19 protein-coding genes are annotated in these 18,502 nt (G+C 67.3%); 8 read left to right on the forward strand and 11 right to left on the reverse strand.

Features of this window, described 5'->3' with window-relative positions:
- Positions 1–437 precede the first annotated feature (437 nt).
- Together DP107_RS06920 and DP107_RS06925 are read left to right on the forward strand one after the other, a co-directional pair.
- A complete protein-coding gene (locus tag DP107_RS06920; RefSeq protein WP_144261423.1) occupies positions 438–1,058 on the forward strand; it encodes a DsbA family oxidoreductase in 621 nt (206 codons plus the stop codon).
- Between the two features lie 40 nt (positions 1,059–1,098).
- Positions 1,099–2,112, forward strand: coding sequence for a CPBP family intramembrane glutamic endopeptidase (locus DP107_RS06925; RefSeq protein ID WP_238330803.1), 1,014 nt, complete (start codon positions 1,099–1,101; stop codon positions 2,110–2,112).
- A 10-nt stretch (positions 2,113–2,122) separates the two neighbouring features.
- On the opposite strand, the gene DP107_RS06930 is transcribed toward DP107_RS06925, so the two are convergent.
- Positions 2,123–2,755 (reverse strand): hypothetical protein, encoded by a 633-nt coding sequence (locus DP107_RS06930; protein WP_394348532.1) that lies wholly within the window; start codon positions 2,753–2,755, stop codon positions 2,123–2,125.
- A 200-nt stretch (positions 2,756–2,955) separates the two neighbouring features.
- The gene (locus DP107_RS20700) at positions 2,956–3,135 is read right to left on the reverse strand and encodes a hypothetical protein (RefSeq protein WP_238330804.1); all 180 of its coding nucleotides are present in this window, start codon (positions 3,133–3,135) and stop codon (positions 2,956–2,958) included.
- A 114-nt stretch (positions 3,136–3,249) separates the two neighbouring features.
- Here DP107_RS20700 and DP107_RS06935 point away from each other — a divergent pair, with 114 nt between their 5' ends.
- Complete coding sequence (locus DP107_RS06935; RefSeq protein WP_144261425.1) at positions 3,250–4,152, forward strand: site-specific integrase; 903 nt, start codon at positions 3,250–3,252, stop codon at positions 4,150–4,152.
- Positions 4,153–4,211: 59 nt separating this feature from the next.
- Here the strand turns inward: DP107_RS06935 and DP107_RS06940 are convergent, their stop codons facing one another.
- Together DP107_RS06940 and DP107_RS06945 are read right to left on the reverse strand one after the other, a co-directional pair.
- Positions 4,212–4,490: a hypothetical protein gene (locus DP107_RS06940; RefSeq protein ID WP_144261426.1), complete on the reverse strand. Its 279-nt coding sequence runs from the start codon at positions 4,488–4,490 to the stop codon at positions 4,212–4,214.
- A 626-nt stretch (positions 4,491–5,116) separates the two neighbouring features.
- Positions 5,117–6,142, reverse strand: coding sequence for an alkaline phosphatase family protein (locus DP107_RS06945; RefSeq protein ID WP_144261427.1), 1,026 nt, complete (start codon positions 6,140–6,142; stop codon positions 5,117–5,119).
- Positions 6,143–6,329: 187 nt separating this feature from the next.
- Between DP107_RS06945 and DP107_RS06950 the strand changes: the two genes are divergently transcribed.
- Both DP107_RS06950 and DP107_RS21100 read left to right on the forward strand, forming a co-directional pair.
- A complete protein-coding gene (locus DP107_RS06950) occupies positions 6,330–7,022 on the forward strand; it encodes a hypothetical protein (RefSeq protein WP_144261428.1) in 693 nt (230 codons plus the stop codon).
- Positions 7,023–7,433: 411 nt separating this feature from the next.
- Positions 7,434–7,559 carry a hypothetical protein gene (locus tag DP107_RS21100; protein ID WP_272949828.1) on the forward strand — a complete coding sequence of 42 codons (126 nt, stop codon included), beginning with the start codon at positions 7,434–7,436 and terminating at the stop codon, positions 7,557–7,559.
- 493 nt (positions 7,560–8,052) lie between these two features.
- Here DP107_RS21100 and DP107_RS06955 read toward each other — a convergent pair whose 3' ends face one another.
- The gene (locus DP107_RS06955) at positions 8,053–8,364 is read right to left on the reverse strand and encodes a hypothetical protein (RefSeq protein ID WP_144261429.1); all 312 of its coding nucleotides are present in this window, start codon (positions 8,362–8,364) and stop codon (positions 8,053–8,055) included.
- A 178-nt stretch (positions 8,365–8,542) separates the two neighbouring features.
- Positions 8,543–8,728: a hypothetical protein gene (locus tag DP107_RS06960; protein ID WP_144261430.1), complete on the reverse strand. Its 186-nt coding sequence runs from the start codon at positions 8,726–8,728 to the stop codon at positions 8,543–8,545.
- 903 nt (positions 8,729–9,631) lie between these two features.
- Here DP107_RS06960 and DP107_RS06965 point away from each other — a divergent pair.
- Entirely contained in the window at positions 9,632–9,889 is a 258-nt protein-coding gene (locus DP107_RS06965; protein WP_144261431.1) for a hypothetical protein, read from the forward strand.
- Between the two features lie 141 nt (positions 9,890–10,030).
- On the opposite strand, the gene DP107_RS06970 is transcribed toward DP107_RS06965, so the two are convergent.
- On the reverse strand, positions 10,031–10,261 hold the full coding sequence (locus DP107_RS06970; protein WP_144261432.1) for a hypothetical protein: 231 nt from the start codon (positions 10,259–10,261) through the stop codon (positions 10,031–10,033).
- Positions 10,262–10,551: 290 nt separating this feature from the next.
- Positions 10,552–12,075, reverse strand: coding sequence for a sulfatase (locus DP107_RS06975; RefSeq protein ID WP_144261433.1), 1,524 nt, complete (start codon positions 12,073–12,075; stop codon positions 10,552–10,554).
- A gap of 104 nt (positions 12,076–12,179) precedes the next feature.
- Between DP107_RS06975 and DP107_RS06980 the strand changes: the two genes are divergently transcribed.
- Positions 12,180–12,590 (forward strand): DoxX family protein, encoded by a 411-nt coding sequence (locus DP107_RS06980; RefSeq protein ID WP_144261434.1) that lies wholly within the window; start codon positions 12,180–12,182, stop codon positions 12,588–12,590.
- A 144-nt stretch (positions 12,591–12,734) separates the two neighbouring features.
- Here DP107_RS06980 and DP107_RS06985 read toward each other — a convergent pair whose 3' ends face one another.
- Positions 12,735–13,604: a sulfurtransferase gene (locus DP107_RS06985; protein ID WP_144261435.1), complete on the reverse strand. Its 870-nt coding sequence runs from the start codon at positions 13,602–13,604 to the stop codon at positions 12,735–12,737.
- Positions 13,605–13,965: 361 nt separating this feature from the next.
- On the opposite strand from DP107_RS06985, the gene DP107_RS06990 reads away from it, so the two are divergent.
- The gene (locus tag DP107_RS06990) at positions 13,966–14,772 is read left to right on the forward strand and encodes a sulfurtransferase (protein WP_144261613.1); all 807 of its coding nucleotides are present in this window, start codon (positions 13,966–13,968) and stop codon (positions 14,770–14,772) included.
- A gap of 8 nt (positions 14,773–14,780) precedes the next feature.
- On the opposite strand, the gene DP107_RS06995 is transcribed toward DP107_RS06990, so the two are convergent.
- Positions 14,781–15,869: an AI-2E family transporter gene (locus DP107_RS06995; RefSeq protein ID WP_238330805.1), complete on the reverse strand. Its 1,089-nt coding sequence runs from the start codon at positions 15,867–15,869 to the stop codon at positions 14,781–14,783.
- A gap of 109 nt (positions 15,870–15,978) precedes the next feature.
- Positions 15,979–18,456, reverse strand: coding sequence for an ATP-dependent DNA helicase (locus DP107_RS07000; RefSeq protein WP_144261437.1), 2,478 nt, complete (start codon positions 18,454–18,456; stop codon positions 15,979–15,981).
- Positions 18,457–18,502 lie beyond the last annotated feature (46 nt).

An 18,502-nucleotide genomic window follows, 5' to 3' on the forward strand; every position in this document is an offset into this window, starting at 1 on the left:
CCCGCTCGGCCCGGCGGGCGCGGACCCGCCGGCCTACCAGGACCGCCACGACGGCCGCGACCGGGACAAGCGCCGCGAGTGCCATCCAGCCGCCGCGGCTGCCCCGACGCGATGTCTCGACCCCGCGCCCGTCGTTCCCGCCCCCCTCGTCGTGCAGGTGAATCCCGAACGGGGTGACCTCCATGCCACCGGGAGGCGTCGTGAGAGCGTATCCCTTCCGTGCCGTGGCGCCGGCCTGCACGGCCCGCGGAACGGCTCGTGGTGCGTCCCCGACGCCCGGCCCAGCGTATCGGACCGCCCGTTGCGGGCGCGGTCGTGCCCGTCGATGCCCGCCGACGCCCGGCGGTCGCGCCGTCCGCGGAACCTCCACCCGTGGTCGTGCATGACGGCGCCACCGACCCTCCGGACTCTTGTGTCCCGCCCCGTTCCGTGATGGTATGCCCGACGAGATCACCGTCTACTCGGACTACGTCTGCCCGTTCTGCTATCTCGGCCGCGAGTCGCTCCGCCGCTACCAGGCGACGCGCGAGGAGCCCCTGGCGATCGACTGGCACCCGTTCGACCTCCGGTCGAACAAGCGCCGCCCCGACGGCTCCATCGACCACTCGGTCGACGACGGGAAGGACGAGTCGTACTTCGAGCAGGCCCGCGAGAACGTCCGCCGGCTACAGGAGCGCTACGACGTCGAGATGACCCTGGAGATCGCGACGGAGGTCGACTCCCTGCCCGCGCAGGTCGTCTCCTACCGCGTGCAGCAGGCCGACCCGTACGAGACGTGGCTCGCGTTCGACGAGGCGCTGCTGGCCGCGCTCTGGGAGGACGGCCGCGATATCGGCGACGAGGCCGTGCTGACCGATATCGCCGCGGACGCCGGCCTCGACCCCGAGACCGTGGGCGAGGCGCTGGCCGACGAGGCGCTGCGCGCGGAGCTGCACGACGCGTTCGAGGCGGCCCACGGCGCCGGCGTGACGGGCGTCCCGACGTTCGCCTCCGACGGCTACGCGGCCCGCGGTGCCGTCCCGCCGGAGCAGATCGAGCGGCTGGTCGAGGGCGCCTGAGTCCCGGACACTCTTCCGGGCCCCACGCCTCAATCCGACCGTGCTTCCCGCGCCGCTGAGCCGCGCCGTCGCCACCGTCATCAGCGTCGTCTGGAACCGCGCGGCGCGGCGGCCGCGGCTCCCCCTCCGACTCGTCCTGACCGCCGTTGTCGCCGCCCTGCTCTCCGGGATCGCGGCCCTCGGCGTCGGCCTCATCGCAGGCGGCGGGTCGGGCGGTCCCCTCCCGGGCATCGACTCCGGGCCGGTCCTGCAGGTCGCAGGTGCGGTACTCGCGGCCGTCGGCGTGACGGCGGTCGTCGCCATCGCCGGGGTCGCCATCGACCGTCGCCGGCTGGCGGACTTCGGCCTCCACCTCGACCGCGACTGGTGGCTCGACTGTGCCTTCGGCGCGGCGCTCGGTCTGGCGCTGATAACGGGGGTCTTCCTCGTCGGCGTCGGCGCGGCCTGGTTCCGGGTGACCGGCCTCGTCGTCACGGCCGCCGGCGCCTCCGCGGTCGGGCTCGCCGCCGGCTATCTGGTCCTCTTCGCCGCCGTCTCTGTCGCCGAGGAGCTCGCCGTCCGGGGCTATCTCCTGACGAACCTCGCCGAGGGGCTCCGGGTCGGCCCCGTCGGCGGTTCCGTCGCGCTCGGGGGCGCGGTGCTCGCCACGTCGGCACTGTTCGGCCTGCTGCACGCCGGCAACCCGAGCGCCACCGCCGCCAGCACGGCCACCATCGGTCTCGCGGGCCTCTTCCTGGCCGCGGGCTACGCGCTCACGGGCGAGTTGGCCATCCCGCTCGGCCTGCACTTCACCTGGAACTACGCGCAGGGCGTGCTGTTCGGCTTCCCCGTCAGCGGGCTCCGGCTGGGCGTGGCGGTCGTCGAAACCCGGGAGACGGGGCCCGACCTCGTCACCGGTGGCCCGTTCGGCCCGGAGGCGGGGTTGCTGGGCGTCGCCGCCATCCTCGTCGGGACCGCGGCCATCGCGCTGTGGGTCCGGTGGCGGACGGGAGCGCCCGGTCCCGCCGCGGCGGTGTGGACGCCGGACCTGCGGTGGCGGTCGCCCGAGGAGTGACCGGCCCGGCTCAGAACCCGCCCCAGCGCATGTACACCATCACGACGATGATACTCAACTGGAACAGACCCTGGACACCCGCCAGCTTCGCGTTGCGCAGCCCGATGGCGCCGATCCGCTCCGTGTCCGGCTCCGGCGAGGTCATCTCCCTGTACATCAGCACCTCCCCCGGCAGCAGGACGCCGAAGCCGAGCACGCTCAGCACGACGATGATAGCCAGCGACACCGCGACGACCGGCGTCGTCATGGCGAACGCGGGGAGCGTGGTGGCGAGGTAGGCGACGCTCCCGGCCGTGGCGACCCCGAAGACGGCCTGCCAGCGCCGGTCGCCGAACGCCCGGAACTGGTGCCCGATGAGCAGCAGGGCGGGCACGACGATGGCGACGTTCAGCAGCGCTAGCCACGGGTCGGCGTTCGGGAAGTAGCCCAGCCGCAGCGCCAGGGTGATGCCGCCGACGATGGTCACCAGGGCCAGTACCGGCATCAGGAAGGTCATCTTCGGCGTGAACCGCCGGAACACGTCGGCCCGTGCCTCGGGGTCCAGACCACCCAGGACCGGTCCCAGGACCGCGGCCATGAACAGGTCGATACCCGTCCACAGCACCCCCGCCGTCCTGTGGCATATCGCGATTCCCCTACAAATAGTTTGGGCAAGCCTGAAATACTATGATTCCGGTACAAATGGGGGCGAATCTTCCCACGTGGTTATATGTCTCCCGACCCCAGTTCCGATAGACCGGGGCGGTGCCTGGTCCTCCGGCCGGCCGGCGGGTGTCGGCGCGGAGCTACGTCGCAATGTCAACTGAACCCGACAGCGAGACTCGTACAGACAACGAAAGCGACTCACTTGACGACCTCAATGAAGGGGTCGTAGACGCCGTAGCGGACAAAGTAGCCGACAGAGTATCCGGGACCGTTCGTGACGAACTCGGCGAGGATCTGGAGCCCCAACGACCGGACGATGACGTATTCCATGACTTCCTTGACGATGCCGGCTACCGATCCAGCTCCGAACGGGATCACCGCAAGTCATGGGACACGTTCCGATCGTGGTTCCGTCAGTCGCCGAATGACCACCTCTCCGATATCGGAACCTCTGACATCGCGTCCTACAAGTCCTACATCCCCGGAGACGATGTGACGGTCAATGGCAACATGGAAAACACCAAGCAGTTCATCGACTGGTGCCAGGTCCGCGACTACGTCACCGACGAGATCGACGGCGACGACTGGCAGCAGTTGTACCCGGACCTCTCGTCCGAGGATCTCCAGCGTGACGAGTATCTCGATGCCGACCGTGGTGTCGAAATCATGGAGTGGCTGGAGAGCGAGCGGAAAGGCACCCGAGAACACGTCGCCTTCATCCTGACCTTCCGGCTCGGGCTCCGGAAGTCTGCTTGTCTAGCTCTCGACGACGGGCATCTACACTATGATGGCAACGCCCAACACTGCGACTGCCCGCACGACATCGACGGACACCACCTCCGGCTTCGGAACCGTCCCGAGTTGGGTGGACCCGACAGCGACGGACTACCACTGAAGAAGCGAGGCGATAGCGAGCCGGACGATCGGTATATCCCGCTCCGCTCGGAGACGTTCAACGCGATCCAGTCCTATCGGGAGGAGCGAGGTCGAGCCGACGAATCCGACCAGTTCGGCCTCCGCGGGTTGCTACAGACGAAGCAGTCGGCCCGGATGAAGTCGGCGAACGGACACGGATCTCCGCTGTACCGGGAGATCTGCTGGGTTACGTCGCCGGCGACGTACGCTGAAGAGTGCTACTGTTCGTTCTGCCGGGATCGGGAGGGACGGTTGAGTCGCAAGGTAGCGTCCAAATGCGAAAACTCGCGCGGTCCCCACGCCGTGCGCCACGGTGCCATCACTCACGCGTTCAACCGGATGTCTGATCCCGACACGAATCTGACTCCGGAGTCGCTGTCGCATCGGGTTGGCACCTCCGTCCCGACCTTGAAACAAGTCTACGATCGAGCCGACGCGAAGGAAAAGTACGAGCGACATCGGGACAACCTCATCGGCTGATCCCTCCGTTTCGGATCGAGCCGACTCCCGAAACCCAACCTGAGGAAGAGCGAGCGTGGTCACTCCGCCGGTCGGAGATCGAGCCCGTCAGACCGGACAACGGCCTTCACAGTCTCGTCCGGCTCCCGAAGAGGGCTCGCGTACGACTGCCGACACACTCCTGTCAGTGGGCCGTCATGCGCCCGTAGATCGACGCCATCGGTCTCGCCGATCCCGCCGTCGATTCCGAGACCGGCGTCGCGCATGATCCCGACGATGGTCGGCGCCACGTCGAGCAGCCGTGGATTCGCGTCGGTGTCGACGCGGATCCCGTCGACGGCCGTGTGACAGAGTCCCACGGGAACCGTGTGACGCCGTCGGCCGGGACGGCTCACAGAGTACCGCAGGGAGGGTACTGAACCGACTGTAATCTCGGATCGCTGTGACGTGTCGCAGCAGGTTCTCGAACGGAACCACAACCAGATGGCGGAGGGAGAAAAATGGAACAGAGACGGGAATACCTGCAGGAAACAGCGGTTACTCTATCCATCAGAACTACTTCAGATGATTTCAATTAATATCCATGGCACGAGTCACGACATCTGAGGCAGTTCGCTACGGATTCTCGTTAATAGCTTTTGGAATTACAATCGCACTCTCGGTCGCAGTAATCATTGTAGTCGGAATAAACGCAGGAGACGCGTTGGCGGGGCTGAGTGTACTTGTTGCGATAACAATAGTTTACGCTGCTGTTATCGGTTCAGTGTACAAGGTAATCGCCGATGGCGTTCAGCGGGGCATGGAGGGAGTACGTGCCGACGAAGAGGTTCTGTCAAGCGGGAGCCAGGGAGTTCGAGATGAGCAAGCCGATAAAATGAATTATGCTGTGCAGGAAGCTCTGGCCTGGTATGAGACGGTGTCTGATCGCAGCCAAGCGGTCAATGACATCAAAAGAAGGTTCGAGACAGTGGATACGGTTTCAGAACTAACCACGGATGAACTGGGGCTGATTATCAAGGCGATAGACGGGTACACCGACAACATCGGTCAGTCCGACTCGATGAACAAAGCTCGACAAGCGATAGTGCGACAGTGGGAGGATAAGACAGGAGAAAAATATTGACAACTGGAGCCCGGCGTGTTTCATGATCCCGAGAATGGTCGGTGTCACATCGAGCAGCCGTGGATTCATGTCTGTGTCGACGCGGGTCCCGTCGACGGCCGTGTGACAGAGCTCCACGGGAACACGTGCGACGCTGTCGGCCGGGACGGTTCCGTCGTGTCCCGGCGGACCGTCGTGCGGAGTCGTTAGCGACTCGCCATGATCGGCGACGACGATGAACAGCGTGTCCTCGAAGACGCCGATGTCCCGCAGTCGATCGAGGAAGATCCGATGCGCGCTTCTCGACAGACGGACTGCTGTTCGGTAGTCCGCTCGTGGCTCGTCGTTCGGATCCCACGACGGCAGCCAGTCGGCCGGTGCGGACACCATCGGCGCGCAGTTGTGCACGATCATGTCGTGGACGAAGGCGAGATCGTGGTCGCCGACGACTGCCGGATCGGCGTCGGCTTGTGGATCCAACTCGGTGGACGGCATCCAGTCTTCACCGTCGCTCTCGACTCGTGCGCCCGGTCGTCGTAGCTCCAGTATCAAGTTATGGAATCCCAGCGTCGCTTGTTCGTTTGACAGCAGTGCCGTCAGGATCCGTCCTCCGATCCGCAACGCCGTGCCGTGAGACAGTGAGACACTGTCCGTCGCCGACAGCAACGTCCGACTGCTGGCGGACATGCCGGTTCCGTCGACGCCGTGCGTCTCGGGTCGGTCGCCAGTGAATATGCTCGTCACGGACTGCGGTGTCGTGGTCGACGGAGCGACGGACCGGAACCAGCGACCGTCTGGATAGATCTCGCGGAACGGGTCGGACTCATCGAATCGCAATGCGTCAACTACGACGACTGCCACACGGTCGGTCGTGTCCACCACATCATCAGGCAGATCGAGAATCGACATGCGACAGACCGGGGTAGAATACTTGTCGAGTCGGCACGGTCGGCCCACACTCAGCCCCTCGATTTCGACCGGTTCAGCGGACCCGACATCGTCCGGCTTACCCAAGTTTCCGGACTCATCTCGACTGGACTGGGAGTGACGCCGAGCAAGGAATAACTACTTTGTGCGGACAGACGGTCTGGACGGTATGGTCGGCCGTCGGGAACTTCTGGGTGGACTTGGACTGCTGGGAGCTGGTGGAGTCGGAGGCTGGGCGTTCGCGACCGACAACCTACCTCCGTTCATCAGTGACCCGATCTCGTCTACCACGCCGGAGGGTCCCCGCTCGGTCGGCGAGACGGCGACGATTGGTCCGCTTGAGATAACGATAACTGATTTCGCCACGACCCAGGCAGCGACCTTCATCGCGGGACGTACGAGCGAGCAGTGGGAAGCACCCAGTGGAGCGAAACTTGCGCTGTTCCGGCTCTCGATCACGAACTCCGATATCGACGAGCATGAAGGCCCAGCGTTCAATACCCAGAATTATGGCACGATAAAGAAGGACCCGGACAAAATCTACATCGCCGGAGTGAACGACATCCGTGTCTACGGGGACGATGAGGGCGCTGTACTACCGGATCTTGAGTTCCAAAGCGCCCACGAGCGAGTCGTCACGTACGACCGTACGCTGCCACTCTACCCGACTCCCGGTGCTGGAAACGGACCATTCGTCAGTCCCGATGGCGAGGTCACGGGCTGGGCGTACGGCCTGATCGAGAGCGCCCAGACGCCCGAGCTTCGAGTCCAGACCGAGGGTGGATCGGCACGATGGGCAGCAACGACGACCAACCCAGACCGCACGCCTGCAGACAAGACAAGCTCGCCGGTCGAGATTTGACATCGTGTCAGGAACACTCGGTTCAACGAATCCGTCGTCTTCCCGTTGACTGGATTCATCATCGTCCGGCTCATCCGGCTCTTCTCCGTGTTCCGGCCCGACACTCGCGTCCCGGGCGACGCCAGAAAACAACGTCGCCGATGAGCCTGACGCCCACTCCATCGCTCCCTGTCGGATACGGTGTGACGCAAGCTCCCCCGGCTTTTCTAGATGCGGGAGCCCCGTCGCGCAGTACCGAGCGAATGGATGGACGGCACCATACTCGTCGTCGTCTCCCGTCGACTTTCGGGCGGTCCGCTCCGGATCCGGATCCCAGCGAACGGCCTCCTGAAAGCCGTGATCGTCGGCGACGGTCCCAGGGGTTGACCGGACAAAGGCATCAACTCCGGCCTTCAAATCCAGACTGTCGACATGGTCCCCGTCGCCGACAATGTAGAGGTGAGCGTGTGGCAGGCCGTCGGAATCGAACTCGCGGACACCGACGACGGCCACGTTGTCTCTCCCGACTCGCTCCACGATCCGCCGGGAACAGGCTGACATCCCCGCCCGGACGCTGTCGACGGCCTCGACGGGATCGCGGTCGATGGATCCCGTCGGACGGAGGACCAGCGTCACCAACCCGGCAACTGGATTCGACAACCGACTGCGCGCCTCCCGGTCGACGGCGAGTACTCTGCCGTATGTCCGCCGGGCGCGCTCCCGCATCGTTCCTGACGAGTAGGGTCCGTTCGCCTCCCCGCGCCGTCGGCCGATGTAGGCGTCTTCGGCGTCGCCGACCGTGACGCCTCGTAGCTCGTCGGCGACGACGGCGTTCGGGTCGGTTGACAGTCGATAATGATCCCGGACGAGGCCGGCGCCGTCGCTGCCGACCCGTGTTTCGACCGACTGACACGGAAGGCTTACCATCGACCGACTGCTAACTATATCCGCATCCATCACTGCTGTCAAGAGGCCTCAACCTCTTGTTTTCGAGACGCTGAGTACTTACTGTGTGGTTCGGACGCGACACTCATAGTCCCCTGGTGAGTTGTCAGTCTCCGGAGACGGGCGCCGTCTTGGTGAACGCGTCGCCGGGATCGACCGACGCGTCGTCGTCGGCGTGTAAACGGCGGTGAATCGTTCGATGAACGGGTGTGAGTGTGTCGGGCGCGTCGACACGGACTCCCGCGTCGCTCGGGAAGCCGAGGTCGTGATGGACCTCCACGTCGTCCCGAGCTATCTCTTTGATGCTATGGTCGACAATCGCGTTCAAGTGATGTAGATATACGATGCTCCCAGACTCTGGGTCTTTGATCTTCGTATATCCACGCTGGTCGGTAAAGACCTCGACATTGCTCGACATAGCGACTCAGTCCGGGTCGCCCGGGACGCCTCACTCGCGCGACAATTGACCGGACATGGCGTCCGGCCGGCTCCGGGACCCGGCGATGCCAGTCGCCGGGCCCTCGCGTTCCGCGACAAACGTCCATGTGGTTCCTCCAGACCTTCGCAATACCGTCTCTCGCTCGCGCCGAATGACACTACTCGTCGGTCCGGAGATCGTGCTCGACGCCGATCCGGTCCGCCTCCTCGGTGACGAGGCGTGCGAGCATCTGCCTGTAACTGAGATCCAGGTCCGGCGCTCGTTCTCGGCGGATCCGATCCAACGTTTCTTTCACTGACGTGTCTACTTCAATCTTGGTCCGCTCCTTGTCAGTATCGACCATTGCGACTCGCGCGCGCACAGATTGAGAACAGCCTTTGAGTCCGTTCGACGGCTATCGACCGGTCTGACGGACGAATCGCGGGATCGGACTCACCCGCTGCTTCCAACATATACGATAATCAGGCGCTTCGACATAAGTACGAGTTCGGTACGGGTAGACTGCGACCCGGGAGTCGAGTCGACTCAGACCCCGTTCCTAGGTTGAGAAAACCGAAAGTTCTCGCGCGTAAGCCGTCCGGCGGATCCGCTGCCCCGGTCGGGCGCATATATAAAACCCCGTCTATAGACGGTCCGGTCCGACCCGACGACGACCGTGTCTCGTCCGACACGTCCCCTCTGTTCGCCGATATGTGACCATCGTCGGCCGACCGAAAGTACTGGGTCCGACGACCGGCGATCACCGTCAGGTCAGCCATGAGGCCCGTCGACACCCGGATCGTCCCGGACGGTGGTCCCGTCGTCGCCCGGATTGCAACATGACAAAATGCCGATAGCTTTATGGTGTGTCGGACTATACCACTGAATGAAGGCAGACACGGCTCCTCGGGGCGTGACGGACTGAAAACGCCCGGCTGCTGAAGACAGCCGAGCCGGTTGCCTGGACTCAGACAACCATGACCGACTCAACCACGCAGCGACAAGACAGTATCGCTGACGACCGACCGCTTGCCGACCGGGTCCATCATCACCCAGACTGCACGTGTCACGACCTAAGTGGAGACTTCCCGTGCTTCGCGTGCTTCCTCGCGGGCCGAGCCGACCTGCCGGTCGAAGAGCATAGTCAGCGCCCTCGGCGTCACGCTGGACTCCCGGCGTAACTGTCAACTCTCACCACACCGTTTTCAAAACCATGTCAGCGTTTGTCAAAGTAGACAATGAAACTGTCCGAGAAGTCGTCAGCGACGTGTTCGGGCCCGACGAGACGACGATCTACCGTGCCGGCGAGGGAGGTGAAGAGGGGATCCTGGTGCTGGTCGACCGATCCCTCTCGCCGTCGGCCCGACGCCGTGCGACCCGGGATCTTTGCGACCGAACCGAGGCACTGGGCGACCGCGAGACACCCGTTCGCGTCGGCACGGTCGGTGTGATCGATCCCGACGAGTGGTCCCGTCGACTGCGCGGAGCCGACCGGGGCGCTGTCCGGATCGACTCGGGCACGTAGCTCCCGGAGTCCCACCACTTTCTAGTTCCATCGCGCCGATGTGTCAATCGCGCCGATGGCCGTCAGCCACGGAGGACCGACGAGGCAATCCGATAACCACGAGACATCAGATTCTCCTCTGTCGTTCCGGAACTCGGTGTTTCAGGCTCGTGAGGACCTCATGTCCCAATCTTCAGTATGCACGGGAGGAACCGTATTCCACAGCACCCCCGCCATCACGTGGACGTAGGTGTGCTGCTGGACCGACCCCACGGTGGCGGCGTACGCGAGCGCCAGCACCGGGACGGCCACCGCGCCGGCCGCGAAGGCCGGGTTCGCTTGCTCGCCCATCCCCCGGATCGTCCCCCGAACCGTCGTCCGCCGTGTCGACATCGTGCGAACCGCTCACACGCGAGTCGGAAATCCGTTACGCTGCCGCCGAATCCTGCCACCGCCGGGGGTCCAGGCCGCGCCCCGGGGTGGTCCACGAACGCCAGTACGGTCTCGGTGCCGACGAAGCCGTCGGCGAACCGCCGGACCGGCTCGCCGCTCCCGAAGCGGACCACCAGCGCGTGGTCGTGGGTGTCGACGAACCGGTCCATCCCGACCGCGTCGTCGAGCCGAACCGGCCTCGCGGGCGTCGGTTCGTTCAGGTCCGCCGGGCGCCGACGCCGCGGTCCCGGCTACTCCATGTAGCCCAGGTCCTGCAGGCGGGCCCTGGCATCGTCGCTCATCCCCGCCAGCACGTCGTCGTCGGCCACGTCGTCCCACTCGCCCCCGACCGACGCCTCGAACTCGCGGAGGACCGCCGCCGTCTCGGCGACCACCGGATCGTCGGTCCCGACCGGCTCGGCCTCGTCCGGGTCCGTGTCCAGCCGGTAGCCCTCGTCATCGATGCGCTCGTTGCGGATGTACTTCCCGTCCGGCCGTCGGGCCGCCCGCATCCGGGAGTAGTACCGTGAGCCCCGGTCCAGCTCGATGCCGGCCTCGGCCGCCTTCGTCTCCAGCTGGTTCAGCTCCACCACGGGCCGGTGGTACTCGACGAAGCCGTAGTCGCCGCCCTCGAACGCCCGAGCCTCCGGGCGCAGGAGCGACCGGGTCGGGTCGAACGACTCCCCGCCGTGGCTCGGCGTGCCCGCCGCACCGACCGCGCCGGCCGCGTCGAGCACCGTGTGGTAGAGGTCCAGCAGTTCGACGGTCCCCGCCTCGCGGCCCGGCTCCAGCCCCGGCGACCTCACCATGAGCGGGACGTTGACCAGGGGGTCGTAGATGCAGAACTCGTGGCCGTACAGCCCGTGCTCGCCGTGGAGCTCCCCGTGGTCCGCACAGACGATGACCGTCGTGTCCGCCCACTGGTCCGTCCGCTTGAGGTGGTCGAACAGCCGCTCCAGCTGGGCGTCCATATGCCGTATCTCGGCGTCGTACAGCCCGCGGATGTCGTCGAACTCCGCCTCGCTGATGTCGCGCGCGCCGGCGTTGTACTCCTTGGAGTTCTGACAGACCGCGGTCGCGTCGACGCCGGGCGCGAACTCCGCGGCGTACTCCTCGGGGGGATAGACGGGGAGATGGGCGTCCATCAGGTTGATGAACGCGAACCAGCCGTCGGCGTCGTCGACGAAATCGATGGTCCGGTCGATGACCGCGGGCGTCTTGGTGTCGGCCCCCTCGCCGCCCGCGAGGTACTCGTGGGCGGTGTTGCCCAGTTCGACGAGCCGGTCCGCGACCGCCCGGAGCCGGTCGCTGTCGTTGACCCGCTGCCAGAGGTCCGCCAGCGTGTCCGAGAGCACGTCGCCGGGCATCACCTCGAAGAAGTTGTCCTGCCGGTCGAACCCCGCGGTGAGACGGGTGTACGGCGTTATCCAGGCGTTCGACGAGTAGCAGGCCGTCGCCCGACCGCTCGCGCGGACGGCCTCGGCCAGCGTGCCGATCCCGTCGGCCAGGTAGGGGTCCTCCTGGGTGGCCGCGTGCTCGCTCGGGTAGCGACCGGTGAACATGGAGGCGTGGACGGGCAGCGTCCACGGCGCCTGCGCGACGGCGTGCTCGTAGACGCGGGCCTCCTCGGCGAAGCGCTCCAGGGCGGGCGTCGTCGGGCGCTCGTACCCGTACGGCGTCAGATGGTCCTTCCGCACCGTGTCAAGCACCACGAACAGCACGTTGCCGTCCGCGTGGCCGTCCGTGCCCGGGGCGGAGTCGGCCGACTCACTCATATCCGCTCCAGACCGCACGAACGCAAGAAACCCGCGGATTCCCCCGCCGCGCCCGCGCCCCGGAGAGGAACGCTCTTTGAGCCGCGCATCGACGTGCCGGCCGGATGCCCGATGCCACCGCCGGCCGACCCGCCGCGTACAAGCGCCCGCTCAACTACCTGCTCGGTGCCGTCTTCGTCGTCGCGGGGGTCATGCACTTCGTGGCGCCGCGACCGTTCGCGGATGTCGTCCCCCCGGAGTTCCCCCGACCGATGGCCCTCGTCTACCTCTCCGGGGTCGCCGAGATACTGCTCGGCCTCGGCGTCGTGGTTCCGCGGACCCGCCGGCTCTCCGCCTGGGGGCTCATCGGGCTTCTGACGGCCGTCTTCCCGGCGAACATCAGCATGGCCGTTCGGGACGTGGAGGTCCAGGGGGTGCCCTACGAGCCCGCCGACTGGATGCTGTGGGCCCGCCTCCCGCTCCAGGGCGTCCTCGTCCTCTGGGCCTGGTGGTACACGCGGCCGGACGGGGAGTGAGCGGCTCTCCGGGCGTCGTTACACGATGATAGGCCCGGTCGATCGGTGATATCGGGTCACCGTTCCCGTCTACCCCTCCTTCCGGGATCCAGCTGGAGCTGTCGACCGTCGCAGAAGAGAGAACGGGTGGTAGCGACGAGCTACTCAGTCGTCCGCCTGGCCCGTCTCGACCGGGGCGCCAACGAGGTTGCCCCACTCGGTCCAGGAGCCGTCGTAGTTAACACAGTCGTCATAGCCCAGCAGTTCGTGAAGCGCGAACCAGGCAACGGAGGAGCGCTCGCCGATCCGGCAGTAGGCGACGACCGACTGCGAGTCGTCGATCCCCTCGGAGTTGTACAGCTCCTCGAGCTCGTCCTTGGACTTGAACGTCCCGTCGTCGTTGGTGGTCGCGGCCCATGAGATGTTCTCGGCACCGGGGATGTGGCCGCCGCGCTGGGCGGTCTCCTGCAGTCCCGGGGGCGCGAGGATCTCGCCGGAGAACTCCTCGGGCGAGCGGACGTCGACCAGCGGGATGCCCTTCTCGATGGCGTTCTCCACGTCGTCACGGTAGGCCCGGATGGTCTCGAACGGACCACCCGCCTCGTAGTCGACGGCGGAGAAGTCGGGCGCCTCATCGGTGAGCGGATAGTCGTTCTCGAGCCAGTAGTCGCGGCCACCGTCCATCAGGCGGACGTCGTCGTGGCCGTAGTATTTGAACTGCCAGTAGGTGTAGGCCGCGAACCAGTTGGAGTTGTCACCGTAGAGGACGACCGTGGAGTCCTCGGAGATGCCATGGGAGCCGAGGAGGTCCTCGAAGTCCGCCTTCGAGAGGATGTCGCGCTCGGTCTGGTCCTGGAGCTGGGTCTCCCAGTTGAACCCGATGGCGCCGGGGGCGTGGCCCTCGTCGTAGGCGTCGGTGTCAACGTCGACCTCCACGAGCCGATGCTCGGGGTCGTCGCTCTGGAACTCATCGAGACGTGCCTCCACCCAGTCGGCGGAGACGAGTACGTCCTTCGCGTAGCTATCTTCGACCATGATTCATCCACACATAGACGGACCGGCGAGATAACCGTACGACCACCGGCAGCACCGACCGCACATGCCTGTTACCGGAAGGAATTACCGCCTATCGGTATCGGCCGAACCTCCACGTGCCGACCAGTTGACGCTCCCTACCCCGTTTCCGGGCGACGGGTCGAATTGTAGTCGGAATAGCCGCCACGAAAACAGCAATTTTGGCCGCTATCCAGTACCCCGGGCCCCGTTCGCCGTCCCCGCGGGGTTGATGCCCGGTCGGCTGGGAGGGGACTGTATGACCGACGACGGCGACGACGCGGACCCGACCGCCGTGAGCCTGGAGGACGAGCCCGAGGTCGACTGGCTCCGCGAGGGGCGCATGGCCCACGACGAGGTACCGGTCCTGGTCGGGACGGAGTGGCTGGCCGCGCACCGCGAGGACCCGGACGTGGCCGTCATCGACGTCCGCGATGCCTGGGAGTTCGACGGCATCGGACACGTCCCCGGGGCGGTGAACGTCCCGTTCGACGCGTTCCGCGCGACCGAACACGGCGAGGCCGAGGCCGGGATGCTCCCCGGGTCGCGGGCCTTTGCCGACCGCATGAGCGAGGCCGGCGTCGCAAACGACGACCGCATCGTCGCGTACGACGACACGAACGGGGTGTTCGCCGCACGCCTGCTCGTCACGGCCGAGTTGTACGGCCACGACCCCGGCCGGCTCCACCTGCTCGACGGTGACTTCTCGGCGTACACCCTCGAGCATGAGACGACGGGCGAGGCGACGGCTATCGAGTCGACGGACTACCGCGCGACCTACGAGGAGCGGGGGCCGCTGGTGTCGCTGGCGACCGTCGAGGCCGCGCTCGACGACCCCGGGACCGTTATCGTCGACACGCGCGAGGAGTGGGAGTACGAGGAGGGCCACATCCCCGGCGCGGTGCGGCTGGACTGGCAGGAGCTGGTCGACGCCGACACCCGCGGGGTCCGCCCCGGCGATGAACTCCGGACGCTGCTCGCCGACCGGGGTATCCACCCCGGCGAGCGGGTGCTGCTCTACTGCAACACCGCCCGCCGCATCAGCCACACCTACACCGTCCTGCGACATCTCGGCTTCCCGAACCTGGCGTTCTACGAGGGGTCGCTGACCGAATGGGAAGCCGAGGGCAACGAACTGGAGACCGGCTGAGGGCCCGCTCAGTCGTCCGGGGCGTCGTCGTCCGCCCCCGCGACGGCGCTCGGCCGCGGGTCCTGACCCATATCATCGGCCGCGCCGACGGCGCTCAACCGCGTCTGTTGCCCCTCCGCGCTCTCCGAGAGCAGGTCGACCGCCTCGGCCAGCAGCGCCACCACCAGCGGTCCAGCGATGAAGCCGATGGCCCCGACCGTCAGCAGCCCGCCGGTGAAGCCGATGAAGTACAGCGAGGTCGGAAGGTGGGCCGCCCGGCTCGCCAGCCGCGGCCGGATGGTGGCGTCCGGCGCGAGTCCGATGAGCACGGCCCCGAGGACCGCCACGAGCAGGGCCCGTGTCGTCAGCCCGCCGATGAGGTCGGCGCCCGCCAGCACGGCCACCAGCACCCCCGGCCCGACGACGGGGACGAACTGGAGCACCCCGGCGATGACCGCCAGCGTGAACGAGGCGCTGTAGCCGAGCGCCGTGAACACGACCAGGGCGACCGCGAACGTGCCGGCGGCGGTCGCGGCCTGGAGGACGTAGATGCCGTACAGCGTCTGGCGGACCCGTCGGTCGAGCGCCACCAGCACGTCGTGATAGGCCGGCGGCGTCACGGAGAAGGCGGTCCGCCCCACGGAGCGGGGCCGGACCAGCAGTCCGAACAGCAGGATGGCGAAGAGGAACAGCTTCAGCGCGATGACCGGCGCCGCGGTCGCGAAGTCGACGGCGAGCCGCTGCAACGCGGTTCGGACGGTCGCCAGGGCCGTCGTGGTGTCGAGGGTGTAGGTGAACTCGCCGAGCGGTATCGGCACCGTCTCCGGGATGGTCCGGAGCAGCGTGAACAGCGACTCCCGCTGGTTGTACAGCACCAGCGCGAGCGCCCCGATAACGACGAGCACGGCCCCGAAGGCGGCTCCGGTGATGACCGCGCTGGCCCAGTAGGCCGGGAGCCCCCGCTTCACGAGCCGCTGCTGGAACGGGTAGAGGACGTACGCGACCGTGATGGCGAAGAAGACCGTCTGCAGCACGCTGAACAGGACCACCCCGCAGAGGAGCAGGAGCCCGACGACGAGCGCCGCGAGCAGCCGGCGGCGGCGGCGAGCGAGGGACACGCTCACCGGTTCCGGATGGGAGGACAAAAACGTACACCCCGATATCGCCCGTCCACGCCCGGATCCGCCCGCCGGTGTCGTGGGTCTGCGACGGGGCCGGCGCCGCCGGTCAGTCGCCCATCCGCTCCCGGAACCGGTCGAGGCCGAGCGACAGCATATCCGGCGAGACGGGCTGGAACTCCTCGCGGTCCGGGCCGAGATACTCGCGGACGCCGTTCCAGACATCGCGGGCGTAGCGCTCGTCCAGCAGCACCCGGACGCCGACCTCCTCGGGGCCGCGGATGACCCGGCCGACGGCCTGCCGGGCCTTCCGGACCGCCGGGACCGTCAGGGCGTACTCGAAGCCGTCGCCGAACCGCCGGTCGTATGCGGTCCGCAGCGCCCGGGTCCGGGCACTGGCAGTGTTGATCAGCGGGACGCCACAGACGACGGCCGCCGCCAGCCGGTCCCCCCGGTAGTCGACGCCCTCCGTCAGGGTGCCGCGCAGCGAGGTCACGAGCACCTTCCCCGGCCCGTCGAAGAACTCCCGCTTGAGCGCCTCCGTCACGTCGTCCGCGGAGGACTCGTCCAGCAACACCGGCTTGTCGACGGCGCCGCGGAGGTGGTCGGCGGCCCACTCCGCCTCGGCGTAGTTGGGCATCCCGACGAGGACGTTGCCCGGGACGGTCGCCACCTCCCGGAGCGCTCCCGCGTGGATGCGCCGGGCCTCCGTCTCCTCGCCCGGTGTGCCACGGTTCTCGAAGGTGAACGGTGGCGCCGCGACGGCGAACGACTCGCGGTTCTCGACCGGGAAGTCGAGTCCGTAGCTCCGGGCGACGACGGGCCGGTCCGCCTCGTCTTCGAGGTGGTTCAGCCCGGTCACCTCCGCGAACGCCTCCAGCGGCTCCAGCGTCGCGCTCATCAGCACGCCGCCGCCGAACTCCGCCAGCCGCTCGGCGATGACGTCGCCCGGCAGGCAGTTGTGGAGCGTGAACCGGGCGTTGTATGCCCGCCGCCAGGCGTCGTTCGGCTGGGCCTCGTCCCAGGTCCGCTCCAGCTCGATCTCCCGGAAGTGGTCGAGGTGGCCCGCCCGGCACCACGCCCCCAGCGCACGGCCGACCGCGGGCGCGGTCCGCTTGCTGTCTCGCGGCTCGCTCCGCTCGCCGCTCGACTCCCCCGGGGCGCTCCGCGCCCCTCCGTCCTCCTCCTCGACGGCGTTCAGGATGCGGGCCGCCACGGCACACGCGCTCTCGGCCCGCACCCAGTCCCGCTCCGTGTAGCCCTCGTCCTCGGCCCACCGCGTCAGGTCGTCCGTCCGTGGTTCCTCCGGGTCGCGCAGGGGGATCTCGCCGTCGGGTAGGTCGTCGAGGGTCGCCCGCCAACCCCGGTGTTCGCGGTCGAGGTACGCCTCCACGCGCCGGCCGAGCTCCTCGCGGAGGTCCCGCAGGAACTGCCGGGTCCGCTGGAGGTCGTCCAGGTCGACGGTCGCGTCGGCCAGTTCGGTGCGGATCTCCTCGACGGGTCCCGTCTCCCGCCCGGTCTCGTCGGTCATCGTCAGTGGCTGGACCACCTGCGCCAGTTCGGACTCGGCGTCCCGCAGCGAGACGTCCGCGATGCCGTCGCTGAGGAGGTCCCGCACCCGCGGCTCCAGCATGTGGGCCTCGTCGCAGACCACGAACGTCTCCTCGTCGAGCAGGGCGCCGGTGAACGTCTCCACCGTCGTCGGGTCGAACGCGTGGTAGTAGTTCCCGACGACGACCTCGACCTCGGGCAACAGCGCCCCCATGACGGAGTGGGGGCAGGTCCCCGCGTCGACGGACAGCCGCGTCAGCTCCTGGGCGTCGATGTGGCCCGTCTCCGTCCAGTCGAAGGGGACCGCCTCCGACACCTCGCCGTCCTCGGGCAGGTCGTCCAGGAACTGCGCGTAGAACGGGCAGTACTCCACGTCGCCGTCCTCGGGCGTCCCCTCGGGGTAGGGGGCCATCCCGCCCGCCGCCTCGAGGTAGTCCGGCCCGCCCCTGTCGCCGGAGTCGGCCAGCCCGACCTGCTGGGAGCGCGCCCGGCTCGCCAGGCCGCCCGGACTCGTCTCGTCGGCCAGCACCCGCGTCCGCTCGCGTAGCCCCTCGCACCGCTCGTACACGTTCCGGTCGTCGATGCCGCCCGTCCCCGCGACGTTGTACGCGCAGACGTCGGCCTTCCCCACCAGCGTCAGGCCCGACACCGGCCGCCAGTCCTCGGGGAGGTCGTCGTTGATGATCCGCAGGTCCGCCTCGAACTGGCGGAGCTGCTGCTTGACGCTCGTCAGCGCGAACACGCGCTCGTACTTCGTGTCGGGGTCCCGGACCAGCTGGATGCCCGCGGTGAGCGCGATGTGGGTCTTCCCGGTGCCGCAGGCCCCCTCCAGCGCGAGGAAGCCGCCGCTCTCGGCGGTCCCGATGGCCGTCTCGATACCGTCGACCTGGTCGTCGTACGGCTCGTCGTGGCCGAACACGTCCCGCCAGGGCTCGTCACGGGTCGCGTCCCCGCCCGCGTCGCCACTCGTCCCGGCGCCGTCGGTCGAAACGTCGGCCCCGTCGGTCACGGACTCGCGTCGGGCGTCACCGGGCATAGGCGTGTCGGGTCCTCCACCCGGGATGGTACTTGAAGCTCCGTGT

Origin of the sequence: Haloglomus irregulare (genome assembly GCF_007421925.1) — an archaeon.
In the GTDB taxonomy this organism is placed as follows: domain Archaea; phylum Halobacteriota; class Halobacteria; order Halobacteriales; family Haloarculaceae; genus Haloglomus; species Haloglomus irregulare.